At 35.3% G+C, this 13983-nt stretch carries 9 protein-coding genes; 2 read left to right on the top strand and 7 right to left on the bottom strand.

All coding sequences use genetic code 11. From position 1 onward, the window contains the following. Window positions 1-5 precede the first annotated feature (5 nt). Window positions 6-389 (bottom strand): Fe-S cluster assembly scaffold IscU, encoded by a 384-nt coding sequence (iscU, locus tag OPR29_RS03485; RefSeq protein WP_007302620.1) that lies wholly within the window; start codon window positions 387-389, stop codon window positions 6-8. Between the two features lie 176 nt (window positions 390-565). Between iscU and ftsY the strand changes: the two genes are divergently transcribed. Next, the gene (ftsY, locus tag OPR29_RS03490) at window positions 566-1477 is read left to right on the top strand and encodes a signal recognition particle-docking protein FtsY (protein ID WP_265025072.1); all 912 of its coding nucleotides are present in this window, start codon (window positions 566-568) and stop codon (window positions 1475-1477) included. A gap of 996 nt (window positions 1478-2473) precedes the next feature. Here ftsY and radA read toward each other — a convergent pair. Together radA and OPR29_RS03500 are read right to left on the bottom strand one after the other, a co-directional pair. Further along, window positions 2474-3817, bottom strand: a complete 1344-nt coding sequence (gene radA, locus OPR29_RS03495; protein ID WP_052264751.1) for a DNA repair protein RadA — start codon at window positions 3815-3817, stop codon at window positions 2474-2476. A 66-nt stretch (window positions 3818-3883) separates the two neighbouring features. Next, a complete protein-coding gene (locus OPR29_RS03500) occupies window positions 3884-5155 on the bottom strand; it encodes an MFS transporter (RefSeq protein WP_052264750.1) in 1272 nt (423 codons plus the stop codon). Window positions 5156-5803: 648 nt separating this feature from the next. Between OPR29_RS03500 and topA the strand changes: the two genes are divergently transcribed. Then, the gene (gene topA, locus OPR29_RS03505) at window positions 5804-8254 is read left to right on the top strand and encodes a type I DNA topoisomerase (RefSeq protein WP_007302615.1); all 2451 of its coding nucleotides are present in this window, start codon (window positions 5804-5806) and stop codon (window positions 8252-8254) included. A gap of 178 nt (window positions 8255-8432) precedes the next feature. Here topA and OPR29_RS03510 read toward each other — a convergent pair whose 3' ends face one another. From OPR29_RS03510 to OPR29_RS03525, 4 genes are all read right to left on the bottom strand, one after another. Further along, window positions 8433-9317, bottom strand: coding sequence for a P44/Msp2 family outer membrane protein (locus tag OPR29_RS03510; RefSeq protein WP_213863946.1), 885 nt, complete (start codon window positions 9315-9317; stop codon window positions 8433-8435). A 100-nt stretch (window positions 9318-9417) separates the two neighbouring features. After that, window positions 9418-11436, bottom strand: a complete 2019-nt coding sequence (locus OPR29_RS03515; protein WP_265025073.1) for a type IV secretory system conjugative DNA transfer family protein — start codon at window positions 11434-11436, stop codon at window positions 9418-9420. 30 nt (window positions 11437-11466) lie between these two features. Continuing rightward, window positions 11467-12459 carry a P-type DNA transfer ATPase VirB11 gene (virB11, locus tag OPR29_RS03520; RefSeq protein ID WP_007302612.1) on the bottom strand — a complete coding sequence of 331 codons (993 nt, stop codon included), beginning with the start codon at window positions 12457-12459 and terminating at the stop codon, window positions 11467-11469. Window position 12460: 1 nt separating this feature from the next. After that, a complete protein-coding gene (locus OPR29_RS03525; RefSeq protein WP_265025074.1) occupies window positions 12461-13972 on the bottom strand; it encodes a TrbI/VirB10 family protein in 1512 nt (503 codons plus the stop codon). Window positions 13973-13983 lie beyond the last annotated feature (11 nt).

The raw sequence follows: 13983 nt of genomic DNA on the forward strand, positions 1-13983 counted from the left end.
ATTCCTCAATGTTTTTGTTTATTTTGATAATCATGAATAGCAGCTTTTATAGCATCCTCAGCAAGTACTGAACAGTGTATCTTTACTGGCGGCAAAGACAATTCTTCCACTATTTGAGTATTCTTTATCTTTGTTACATTCTCAATAGTTTTTCCTTTGATCATTTCTGTAAGCAAAGAACTTGAAGCTATAGCAGAACCACAACCAAAAGTTTTAAATTTTGCGTCTTCAATAACACCTTTATCGTTGACCTTTATTTGCAGTTTCATTACATCTCCGCATGATGGTGCACCAACTAAACCAGTACCAACATTTGGATCATTTTTATCCAGAGAACCAACATTCCTTGGATTTTCGTAATGATCTAAAATTTTCTCATTATAACTCATAGATTACCCGTAAACCATTACTTACATTATAACATATTTAGGTTAAAAACTAAAGTAAAATACACTAGCAAGCAGTACATTTTACTCACAAAATATATAGGTTACGAGTGTATTTACTTTACAAATACATATAGTGCATGTCATTCTTTATATGGTAATTTTGAAAGGAGTATTTCTTGAGTTTATTCAGTAATCTTTATCAAGGACTATTAAAAACCTCCTCCCGTTTTAGTGATGGAGTAAAAAATATTTTTTCTGGCAAAAAAAAATTAGATCAGTCGCTTTTAGATGATCTGGAAGAGCTGCTGATTAGCATGGATATAGGTCATAAAACTTCTAGATTGCTTATTGATAAGCTCGCAAGTATCAAATTTGAATCAGAAGTTGAACATAACATTATCACACAGCAGTTAATGAGCGAAATAGAAACAATATTAAACCCTGTTGTGCAGCCGCTCATTTTGAATAAAAAACCACACATAATAATGGTGTGCGGAGTGAATGGTAATGGAAAAACTACAACTATAGGTAAACTTGCCTATAAATATAAGGAAAAAGGAAAATCCGTTATGCTTGTTGCGTGCGACACATTCAGAGCTGCTGCGAGTGAGCAATTAAATATTTGGGCAGAACGTTCTGATTGCTCTATTGTTACTGGAGAACACGGTAGCGATTCTGCAAGTGTGGCATATAGAGCTGTAAATCAAGCGATAAAAGATAGCGTTGATGTTGTTTTAATTGATACAGCAGGAAGGCTACAAAACAATGTAAATCTCATGCAAGAGCTGTCAAAAATACATAGAACGATAAAGAAATTGGATGATACTGCTCCTCATGATGTTATTTTGGTTCTTGATGCAACTACTGGCCAAAATGCTTATAGCCAATTAGAGGCCTTTAGTAAAATGGTTGGTGTTACCGGGTTAATTGTAACAAAGCTAGATGGTACTGCCAAAGGTGGAGTAGTGATTGGGCTTGCAGAAGCTTATAAGGTGAAATTACACGCTATAGGAATTGGTGAAAGTATAGAAGACCTGAGGGAATTTACTGGCAAAGAGTTTGTTGAAGCGCTGTTTAAATGTGATTGAAGATCTCTTTAATTTTCTCATATGACCAAGCTTAATTATCATGAGAAGCCGTTTTTAGATGGTCTCATTCCAGCATGTGACGCTGGTTGCAAGTGATTATTGGGTTGGGTGAGCCGTTAACGTATAAAAATTACTTCCGCATATTTTCAATCTCATTATAATTACAAATAGAGATATTTTAAGAGCTCAAAATCTATCTTTAGTCTGCAGACTTTTTAATCAAACTTATTAAAAAATGTATTCTTCAGTGTATATCTGTCGTATGTGCACTGCATTTTTTTTCTAACTCTTTTTTACACAGGAGGATTTTATGTCCAGAATTCCAGATACTTGACCTTTACTTTAGCTAAAAACCAACTGGTACCTATGGTTTTAGAAAGTGTAGGAAATAGAAACGTTTCTGTTTTTTGAGTAATTAAAAACCACTTCAGCTTGTCACTCATGCCTAAAAAGTTACTATATTAATGTAATATTGATACTTGTATACCAACATAAATATATTTTAAAAATTTAAGGAGTATATTATGACAATGTCTACCACAAATTAGTGAGAAATTAGCAGCTAGCGCAAAAAGTCTCTTTGATGAGAGCGAAAAATTATTGCTTATAGCAGAGGAAATACACAATCAAGATTTAATGTATCTTTAATCACAAAAAAGAAGATATTCTACATCTTCTTTTTTTTATGCGATAATTAGCTACTTGTTTTCGTATTCGTCCAGACAAGGTAGTTATGAGTAAAAACAGCAAATGGTCAGTGCGTGAAACTGGAATCCAGCTAAACACTTTACAATGTTTTTGATGACGAAAAGACTGGATGCCAGTGTCTGGGCACTTGCATGACAGGAGTGTGAGATAAGGCTACATACATACTCCAACAGGTATGATGGTGTCATTCCAGTCTGGAATCCAGAAAAAAAGAAGCCAGTGTCAGCTACTTGAATGACATTATGGAAGACATCCTTCTCGCAAGCAAAATGTTCATGCAGATAATATTTAACTGTGATTGAAGATCTCTTTTAACTCTTTTATATGACCAAGCTTAATTATCTCAATATCATGAGAAGAATAATTGCCATTTTTAGGCATAATCGCTTTTTTAAATCCTAACTTTTGTGCTTCCCTTAATCTGAGATCAGCATGCGAAACATTTCTAATTTCTCCTGAAAGTGCAACTTCACCGCAGATTATTGAAGAAGTTGGTAGCGGTAAATTTACTAAACTTGAAATAAGGGAAGCAGCAACAGCAAGATCAGCTGATGGTTCCTGTATTTTGAGTCCTCCCGCAATGTTTAGGTATACTTCTTTATCATGCAAAAACATTTTACAACGAGCACTTAGAACCGCGATTATCATAGCTAATCTATTAATATCCCAACCAACTACTGCTCTTCTTGGAGTTGCCATATTAGTCCTTGCTATTAATGCTTGCACTTCCATTAAGATTGGTCTTGAGCCTTCAACTCCTGCAAATACGGCGCTGCCAACTACTTCTCTATCATGTACGGTCAAGAATAATGATGATGGATTATCAACAGGCATGAGTCCTGCTTTAGACATCTCAAAAACACCAATTTCATTTGCAGGGCCAAATCTATTTTTAATAGTGCGTAAAATGCGATATTGATTACTATTTTCACCCTCAAAATATAGTACTGTATCTACCATATGCTCCAGGGTTTTAGGTCCTGCTATTTGTCCATCTTTCGTTATATGACCAACTATTAAGAGAGAAACACCATATTGCTTTGCAAGAACAGTCAATTCATGAGCGCAGGTACGGACTTGAGTTACAGTTCCTGGTGCTGATGTGACTTTGCTATCATACATAGTTTGTATAGAATCAATTATCAAGAACTTAATACTTTTATTTTTCCTTATTGTTGCTACTACATCAGTTAAAGATACTGTAGATAAAAGCTTAATTTTAGGTTCATTTATCTTAAGACGCTTTGCTCTGAGGCTCACTTGCTCTAAAGATTCCTCGCCAGATACATAAAGACATTCAAAAGAGGAAAGTTGTACAACATTAGCTGCAATCCTAAGCAAAAGAGTAGATTTGCCAATTCCAGGTTCACCACCAATTAAAATGCTAGCACCTTGAACGATACCTCCACCAAAAACTCTATCTAACTCTTCTATTCCTGTTAAAAAACGATCGGGGGTAATAATTTCACTATCTGATAACGCTTTTATTGAAATTGGTGCAGATGTACTTCTCGTTTCTGTTTTTAGTACTATTTCTTCGACAACCGTATCCCAACTGTCACATGCAATACACCTTCCTACCCACCTTCCAGTGCTATGACCGCAGAATTGACATACGTATGCAGTTTTCATAAAAGCCAAAATTATAATTCTAATAAAAATTAGCTAAATAAGTGAAATAAATTTAAATAGAGAAAATTACCAATCACACTTTTTATCTTGTGGTTTTATTTGCAATATTGCTACTAAGCTGACTAATAAGCAAAAAATTACATAAAGCCCAGCAGCAAAGTCTATTTTAGGAAACATTATAGTAAACCCAGTGCATATCATAGGAGTAAATCCACCATGCAGGGCATAAGAAATGTTACGTGATAAACTCACACCACTAAATCTAACATTAGTAGGAAAAAGCTCAGCAGTAACTATCCCTATAGGATTAATACCCCTCTCGATTATAGAAAGAGCCATAACACTCAACATGATTATAAGATAGCTTTTATAGTAATATGCAATAGATAACATAGGACAACATAATACCATTGTTATCACTATAAATAAGATTGCAGTGCGTTCTCTTCCTGTTTTATCAGCTAAAATTCCAAGCATTATTGAAGATATCGGCATTAATATACTGGTTATAATGAGTACAACTTCGTTGACATACGTTGTTACATAAGTTTCAACAGACACTATTTCTTTTGCAATTGTTCTAAGAAATATGGTAAATCCAACAGCAACATTAACAGGTACAGATATTAAAATGGCAAGTATCAGGGCTCTTTTATAGCGTTTTGTAAGCTCTATTATTGGTAAATTAGGTAAATTTCTTTGTTCTCGATTTTTTTCATACACTGGAGTTTCTCCTAGTGTATATATACTATATGCGCTTATTAATCCTAAAATGGCTGAAAAAATAAACGGCAGCCTCCAACCCCAAGCGTTAAAATCAGTGGTTTTTTTACAGATGATCACTGCAACCACAGAGAGCAATATGCCAATAGAGCGACCAAAACTTATTATTCCAAAAAACATTCCTAGTTTTTTCTTATTAGGTAAATGCTCTATGAGATAAACAGAGCTACCTCCTTGCTCAGCGCCAAGTGCAACCCCTTGTATCAGATGGATTGTAAGAAGCAACATAGTAGAGGTTATTCCTATTTTACTATAACTTGGAATAAACGCAACGAGACTAGAAGGAATCGATATTAGCAAGATAGCAATCGTTAACGCCATTCTCCTTCCATACCTATCACCAATGTGACCAAATACAGATGCACCAAGTGGTCTTACCATTGCACCCAGTCCTGCAATTCCAAACAATTGCAATATGCTGTAGTAGATATCTTTTGCATAACAAAATTCTCTACTAATTATATTAACCAGATCAATAAAGAGCATATGGTCATACCATATTGCGATTCTACAGAGTATTGTTGCAATCAATACTCTTGTTTGTTGATTGTACACTTAGTTTAATTTGTAAATGTCTACTTATTTTTATTTTGGCTGCTTTTTAGAACTTTGCAACTCAAGCGTATGGCTTATATGTAAATATTATTAAAATTGGAACTTGCATAACCAGCCAGTCTGGGATCAAATAAAAAAATCTGGTCATCCGCTGGAATGACATGGTGGAATGTGTCATTCCAGTACTCCTTTTCTTGTCATCCCAGTGCTCCGACACTGGGATGACACCTCTCTTAAATTACTTTAGCTACAAATATCAAGAAATTTACCAAGTAGAAAAAAGACAAAAGAAACCCCCTATTAGCTAGCTCTAATCCTGAAAATTGGCCTGTCTTAAACAGCCCGTTTCAGCTTATATGGTTAAAAAACTGGAAGTTTTGTAAAGAAATAAGATGCACATAGTGCAAAAAATTAAAAATAAGACGACAACTGCGTTATGCTTTTGTCGTTTAATCTGCACAGACGAAGATAAATAGTATAGCGTTATCCTTATGGTAAGGGAGTTGAAAAAATTTATAAAGCAGGTTCTTTCATTAGTTTTTTTGCGAACATCAAACAATTACTTAGAAAAATTGGAAAGACCATTAAAATATTTTTTTACTTTTTATTCTATATATTTCAACATATTACCTTTAAGTACTAATAATTATGGCATTATTAATAGTTGAGTCGCCAGCAAAGGCAAAGACGATAGGTAAATATTTGAGTAAAGAATTCAAAGTGGCTGCATCTTTTGGCCACGTCAGAGATCTGCCAGCGAAGAATGGTTCTGTTGATCCTGATAATGACTTTGCCATGAAGTATGAGATTATTGAAAAAGCAGAAAAGTATGTAAAAGAGTTAGTCAAGGAAGCTAGTAAAACATCAGATATATACCTTGCAACAGATCCAGACAGAGAAGGGGAAGCAATAGCTTGGAATGTGATAGAGGCACTAAAGGAAAGAAAAGCAATCAATGATGAAAGTAACATTCATAGAGTAGTCTTTAACGAAATAACAAAAAGAGCAGTGCAAGAAGCTATAAAAAATCCACGTGAAATTAATATGGACTTAGTGCGTGCACAGCAAGCACGCAGAGCTTTGGATTATCTAGTTGGATTTAGCTTGTCACCGCTGCTGTGGACAAAATTGTCGGGAAGCAAATCTGCAGGGCGAGTGCAGTCTGTTGCATTAAAGCTTATATGCGAACGAGAAGATGAAATTAGTAAATTTATAACACAGGAGTATTGGAGCATAAAGGCAGAAATGCAAAATAGCAAAGATGAGGCTTTTTTTGCTATGCTAAGCCACTATGACAATAAAAAGCTAGAAAAATTTGATATTAAGAATGAAGAAGAGGCAAAGAACTTAGTCAGGGAGATCGAGTCAAGGCAGTATGCTGTAAGCACAGTAGAACGCAAGCAAGTTAAGAGAAACCCGCTTCCTCCATTTATCACCTCAAGTCTTCAGCAAGATGCAGTGAATAAACTGTATTTTAATGTGAAAAATGTTATGCGAGTAGCGCAAAATTTATATGAAGGTATCAATATTGGTGGTGAAACCGTAGGGTTGATAACTTACATGCGTACAGATGGGTTTCATATTGCAGATGAGGCTATAAACTCAATCAGGGGATCAATTAAGTCATTATATGGTGATAAATATTTACCGCAGTCTCCTCGTAAATATGTAAAAAAGGTCAAAAATGCTCAAGAAGCACATGAAGCAATCCGGCCAACTGATATTAATAGAACACCGGGTAGTATTAAGGATTACTTAACGCCAGAGCAATTTAAATTATACGATTTAATCTGGAAAAGAACCATCGCAAGTCAAATGGAATCGGCGATTCTTGATCAAGTGGTAGTTGAAATTAGTTCTATTGACCAGAAAGTGATTCTGCGAGCAAGTGGATCAAGTATATTCTTTGATGGTTTTTATAAAGTTTATCAAGATAACATAGAAGCCGAAAATGAAGGCCTGCTACCTGCCATGAAGGAAGAGGAAGCGTGCAAGTTGATTTCTGTTGATCCGAAACAGCATTTTACTCAACCGCCACCTCGTTATAGTGAAGCGAGTATAGTAAAAAAAATGGAAGAAGTCGGTATAGGTCGCCCATCAACTTATGCAACAATTATTTCGGTATTACAAGATCGTGAATATGTTTCATTGGATAACAAAAGATTTATTCCAAGCAGCCGCGGTAAGATCGTGACTATATTTTTGGAAACTTTTTTTCAGCGTTGTGTAGAGTATGACTTTACAGCACAAATGGAAGAAAGGCTTGATTCAATCTCAAATGGACATGCAGATTGGAAAAAAGAACTAGGCTATTTTTGGGTGCCATTTTTTAATCATGTAAATTCTGTTAAGCAAATGACACATGATGAGATTTTTAGTGGTATTCATGATTTGGTAGTCAATTGGTTTTGCTCAGAGGAAGGAAAGGAAGAAATAGGTAAAAAATGTCCTAATTGCTCTGGTGGTATATTGAAATTAAATTTTGGAAAAGCCGGTGTGTTTCTTGGATGTTCTAACTATCCTGCATGCAATCATACAAAAGAAATTACGGGCAGTAATGACAATTCAGAATATCCAAAAAGTTTGGGTATAGATGATGTGACAGGCCAAGAGGTAATGATCAAAAAAGGTCCTTTTGGACTTTATCTGGAGTTTAATAGTGAGTCAGAAAAGAAAAAAAAGATTTCTGTACCAAAAGATATAAATGTTAATGATATTGATCTAAATACCGCCACTCGATTACTTTCCCTGCCGAAAATAATCGGAGAGCACCCTGAAACTGGAAAAGAAGTAAAAATAGGTCTTGGACGATTTGGGTACTATATTCTCTATGATGGTCGATACTTTTCTCTTAAAAAAAGCTCTAAGGAGGTATTAGACACACAATTAAACGAAGCTATACAAATTATTGAGAGCAGCCCACGCAAAGAGCTAAAATCTCTTGGTTTTAATGAAAAGGGAAAAGAAGTTTTTATCTGCAACGGTAGGTACGGATTCTATATAAAATGCGGTAAAACAAACGTTGCGTTGGGCAAGAATGCAGATATTGAAAGTATAGATCTGAAGAAGGCTTTAGAGTTAATTAAGAATAAAAAGTAGACTTCTTGCATAACCATATGCTTTTTATTGTTGTTCCAGCGCTACACGCTGGAACTGAGAAAAAAAGAGCCTGAATTACAAGAAAGAAAATATTCAGATAACGAGAAAGTTGTCACCTGGTTAGCAGCTACAGTCGTGTGACGCAGACGTGCTACCAGGAAAATAGTCTCTATCAGAGTTAAGCTTTGCTTGCAAAATGAAAAGTAAGACCAGCTTCTATACCGTGTGTGTGAAACACTTGATTGCCTATACTGATACTTTCTTTGTGTAACTTCTGGTCCGATGGTTTTTGACTTTTATTCAATTCTAATATCTTTTTTCCATCTGGGTTTACCGGTTGCTTTGCTTTCATTTCTCCTAACACCTCTGCTTCAAAATCAACATTACTACCAAGAACACCAAAACCTCTATATCCGATGTGCATATTTACATCTTCGTTTATACGATAATCAAAGCCAGCTTTCAATTGACCTGCAGGTCTTATTGACGATTTTTCAAACATTGTCATTCTTGTTGCACCGACTCCAACCCCAACATAAGGAGAAAAAGATAAACTATCACTTTTCCAATAATGATAAACATTTGCCATTACAGATGCGTTTTCTACTTGGTCATGATTAATTACAGTTTTATACATATAAGTTTTTTTATTAGCACTCTCACTAACGTCTTTTAGATACGAAACAGTTACTTGATTACTTGATAAACCAATATTATCTACTTTTACAGAAGAGTACATCCCTTCCAATTCAGCTCTATAGCTATTATTGCCTAGTTCTCCTGTGTAACCAAACGTTACATTTGCAGCAAAAGGTGGGTTATAATCTCCTTTATACTTACTTATTAACTGACCTTCTGTTCTCTGAGCGTCTATGTCATTTATAGATACACGGTTATCATCTTTAGCATCTTTGCCTCCAATTTTTGCTTTCAACTTACCCAAGTTCAAATATTGACCGTAATATCCACCACCAAAGTAAAATCCTTCTGTTTCACTTGCAAAAGATTGTTGTGACAACAATAAAGCAAGTGCTGTAACTGCTAATGTTTTTTTACTCATCATGACTATTCCTCTAGTTAAAATAGCTAATCTAGTACTAATTAATTAAAAATGATTTAATATGAAAAAACTAATTATTTTCTAAGCTAAAAAATAGGTAAAATTAACCTCTATCCTCGATTTTATTGCCGTCTAGTTTGTCCTCATCTTCAAATTCATCATCATCGTCAAATTCATCCTTACTGTCTTCATCATCAAACCCATCATCGTCTTCCTCATCATCAAACCCATCACCACCTTCAAACTTATCATCAATATCCTCGTCTTCAAATCCATCTTCAATCTCTGGCTCATCGTATATTGCATCTTCAGTTTTAGCTTCAACAGTATAATCAGCAGCTTCAATAGCATTACTCTCTTCTTCATTACTAATCTTATCTTTGTTAGCAGCAGAAAAGACCTTGTTTGGATCATATGGCTCTTGTGTAGGCACACGTGTTGGTTTAATCAGCCTTCTTGTGAATGTGCTATCACTATAGTACAAAATTTTCTTTGACTTAATTGGATAAGTCGATTCTATCAAAATTATCTGATCATCACGTGGCAGCATAATAATTTCTTGAGGTAAGAGCAATGCTCTCTGTGTTTCAGAGATATGCAATGATCTTGATGCAGGATTCAAGTCTAAAAATTTAGGTTTGTTTAATGATTCTTGTTGTACAGTTTTGTTTCCTATAAGCTGAGATATCAAATTAGCCGTTTCAATATTATTGGCTGCAAAAGTTATTCTATAGGTTGAATTTGATAAAAAGGAGTTCATTCCTGCTTCTTCATATATTCCTTTAAGCTGTTCAGTATCTTGAACAATTAAAAATAACCTTACTCGATAGCCACGAAAGTATGCGATGCCCGTTTGAAATTGCTCCATTTTTCCAAGTGTTGGAAACTCATCCATTAAAAATAATACGCCGTAAGGCTCGTCATCCGATGGCAATTTTCTACATAAAAACTCAGTTGCCTGTTGGTAAAAAACCTGCATTAAAGGCCTGAGCCTAGTTAAGTTATCAGGAGTTAAACCAACATAAACTGTAGTTTTCTTCTTTTTAAAATCCAAAATATTAAAATCACTTGATGCAGTTGCAGTATCGATCAATGGGTTTGCCCACAATTCAAGCGACGAGTTCATAGTTGACACAACACCTGATCTTTCTTTGTCAGCCTTTTGCAAAAAAGCTGCAATGTTCATATACGCTACCGGATGTATTATTTTACCCATTGTGTCCAAAACTACAGCAAGATTGTAAACTACGTCATCGCTACGCATCGTACGCACAACCTCACCAAAAGATTTAACTTTCTCTGGTGCAGCAAGTAAATATAGTACCACCCCAACAAATAAGCTTCTTGCTTCGTTTTGCCAAAAATCTTGTTCAGGCATGATTAGGTTAGCTATTTTTTGCACATCGTCAACCATCTGTCCAGGTTTTTCACTAATCCATTCCAGTGGATTATAACAATGGCTTACCCCATCTGGCTGCGCTGGGTTCCATACATATACTTTTTGTCCTTGTCGCTCTCGCCAACCACTTGTTATTTCATAGTTTTCTAATTTTATATCATGCACAATTACCGAATCATTCCAAAATAACAAATTAGGAATTACAAAACCAACACCTTTACCAGAGCCTGTAGGTGCAAAGAGCAATGCATGCTGAAACCCATCAGCAATAAAATATCCTCTCTTATCTTTACCAAGCAATAGACCTTTTTTGCTTCTTAATCCCGCTTTTCGTATGTCTTTCTCTGATGCCCACTGTGAATCTCCATGAAGTGATTCTTTCTTTTTAAATGGCCGCCACTCAATTAGTCTTTCTCTCACATTCCACAAAATAATCATCAAAACAATTTGAGGCAGTATAGAAGATACAACTAATTTAATTTTGAGCTCAAAGCTATATAGCTCTGGATGATGCCAACAATATTGTATATGATCAAAAATTGTCGGCCAGAGAGCTTGAGGAAAAGGTGTCAAGCTAGGATTAATTGCTCTAAAATCTACACCATCTGGACCGTCAACAAACAGGTAGAATAATATACCAGACAAATAGAAGCAAAATTCAAGTATGCTAAAAGATACTACACCTCCTATGAGAATATTGCGTAGGTGATTTCCATTACTCATAAACTACTTTTTCTTAACTTACGTATAAATTTAAGTATTTTCATTTGAAGATCTAGTAAATAATATCTCAGAAATGCTTCTTTTGCCTCCACTGGTTCTTTTTAGCTGAATAACAATATCAATTACATTTCTAATGTATGGTATGATCTGATCTGGGGGAATGCCAAGATTTGCTTGCATAACCATAAGTTTTATTTGCTCAAGAGCCATTGCCGGACTATCCGCATGAAGAGTTGATATTGACCCTGGGTGGCCAGTGTTTATTGCTCTAAGAAAACTAAAAGCTTCTGCTCCACGTAATTCACCAACTATTATCCTATCTGGTCTTAAACGTAAACATGCCTCTATCAAATCTTGAGTGGTCACTTTTGCCCTGCCTTGCCCTCCTTTAGAAGCAATAAGATGTACTCTATTCGGATGATCATTCAAAACTATCTCCCTCGCATCTTCAACAGTAATAATTCTTTCTTCAGATGGAATAGCACGCAAAGTAGCATTAGTAAAAGTGGTTTTACCAGTGGAAGTTCCACCACTAATTATGATATTTTTCTTACTTATTACAGCATATTCTAAAAACTCTTTTATTTTTTTTTGTTTCAGTAGCAAATCTAGGTGACGATCTACTGGATTATCGGTCACTCCTATAACAGTTTCAGAAAAAGCCCCCATTTTTTCATAATCATCCAATGCCAATTGCATAGAAGAAGGTTTACGAATTGAAATGACTACTTTATCAGGCTCACATGCTGGAGGAAACACTATCTGTATACGATAACCATTTGGTAATGTAGCTGAAAGCAGCGGTGTCTCTTCGCTCAGTTTTTGTTCTGTAGCTTGAGCAATCAACCTGCTAAGAGATTTTAAATGATTAAGATCAAATATTTCTAACTTTTCGCATCTTATTTCACCGCGATTTTCAATCCATACTTCCTTCGGTTTATTTATTGATATTTCATTTACACCTTCCTCTTGAAATATCCCTTGTAATGGTTCCAAGTATGTATCAAGTGCAGCATAGTTCATTTCAGTTATTTAATATTGACTGTGGAGGAAATACTATATCTTGGTTAACAAATACTTTCAATGCAGTTCCTTGATTAACATAAATAGTTGGTTTTTTATCTACACTCCTATCAACTATATCTCGCATGTCTTTGGAAAAATCATTGATTGACTTCCCAATTTCTTCATCATAAACAGATTTGCTTCTTTTCTGAGTTTGCCTCAACAGTTGACGTACATCGTCTAAAGTTATACCGATATTGTCACTAGTAATTGTATCAACTCCACTAGCTCCAGAACTTTTTATCACACTTACTATTTCTTCCTTTATTATTCTCAGCAAATCCTGATCACTTTTAGCATTTCGAATTTTTTCAATAGCCCTAATACCCAATTTCCATTTTTCGTCTCCTACCTTCCCAACTTCAGTTTTTATAGAATTCTCCAATCTCTCAACAATAGCCCCTTTGAGAGAAGAAATATCTATTTCAGTTGCAGTAATAGACTTCTCTGCATCCATGGCAGTTAGCGCATCGATAAGATTAGAGGCTTTTTGTCCTACAACAGCTGAACCAATCGAAACACCAGCAAGTGCCACTGAAGAGAATAATGCACTTACTATTTTATTATCAACTATTCCAGCTATCCCTGCCCTTCCAAGCTCATCGGTACCAGATGATGCAATAGCAACATCTATACCATGAGGAAGAATGATCCTATTCCAATTTATGTTCACGCGGGCTTTTGCAACATTTGAGTCGAATGAATAACCACCTATTAACCTTGAACCTTTTGGTATTAAAATTGTATCACCAGTTTCTGCATAAACGTCTCTACTAACAACAGCACGGAGCATTCCTTTTAAGTCAGAACTTATTGCAGTTTCAAGAATAGCGTCAATAACTTTACCTTGAATAATCATTAAACCAAGCTTTCCAGCTTTGGTAGCTTTGCTCGACTGTGCTGAGGTATTGGATAAAACAGCATCTGTAGCTTTACCTTCCCCACTACTACCTGAAATTGCTAACATTTGTGCACTACGTCTGTCTCTAGGATAACCGCCACCCCCTATTGTAGGAAATGAAGTAGGCAAATTGCTAATAACATTACCAGAAGGAAAATTTTGCTTTGGTAAAACAGGTATATTTGACAAGGGAATTTCTTTTAGTTGCTCTTCTTTTTTTGTCACTTCCTCTTTTTTGATTTGTTTTACTTCTGGTATGACTTGTGGGATAGGAAGAGGAGGTAAGGGTGGCAAGAGATCAGTTGCTATCCTCTCGGAAACTACTACATTATCTGGAACTTGTTCTAACTTTCCTTTCAATTCTTGAATGTTTTGCTTTGTTTCCTCTTTTTTAACAATCTCTGGACCCTCTTTATTAGAAGGACTAAAATAAAGATAGTACACTCCACCAACTAAGAGCGCTACCATAACTATCATCAATGCCTTATAACCTTGATTAGAGCCAACTGTTACTACCTTGCTTTCTATCTCTGATTCATCTTCTACACTATTATGCCTTTCTTTACTCATATTATATGTAC

Origin of the sequence: Wolbachia endosymbiont (group B) of Pammene fasciana (assembly GCF_947251495.1) — a bacterium.
Lineage (GTDB): Bacteria > Pseudomonadota > Alphaproteobacteria > Rickettsiales > Anaplasmataceae > Wolbachia.